Source organism: Vogesella mureinivorans (assembly GCF_007644035.1).
Taxonomy (GTDB): domain Bacteria; phylum Pseudomonadota; class Gammaproteobacteria; order Burkholderiales; family Chromobacteriaceae; genus Vogesella; species Vogesella mureinivorans.
On the sequence record NZ_VMTV02001016.1, the window covers coordinates 1 to 341 of the forward strand.

Consider the following 341-nt stretch of genomic DNA (forward strand, 5'->3'; position numbering starts at 1 on the left):
TTCAGGTTTATTGGAAATTACCCCGACAATTTGCCCTGAAAGATTGGCATCAATCAAGGCTTGTAGATTACTTCCACTGCCTGAAACAAGTACAGCAATTTTAATCATGCGAAAACTTAGGCAAAAATGACACGAATTTTTTCGTCAGCGCCTTCAACAGAAGCTGGATTTTCCTGAATATGACCAATTTTCCAAGCTTTTTCGCCTTGAGCGGTCAACACTTCAATGGTTTTATCTGCATCATTCGCATCAACGGCAATCACCATGCCCACGCCACAGTTGAAAGTGCGGTACATCTCAAATTGTTCAACACCACCTTCACGTTGTAAAAGTTTGAACAG

At 41.3% G+C, this 341-nt stretch carries 1 protein-coding gene; it reads right to left on the reverse strand.

Going from position 1 to position 341, the window contains the following annotated elements; all coding sequences use genetic code 11:
* Nucleotides 1-116 precede the first annotated feature (116 nt).
* The coding region (locus tag FLQ44_RS22520; RefSeq protein ID WP_240801385.1) for an AIR synthase-related protein at nt 117-341 on the reverse strand (225 nt) is incomplete at its 5' end.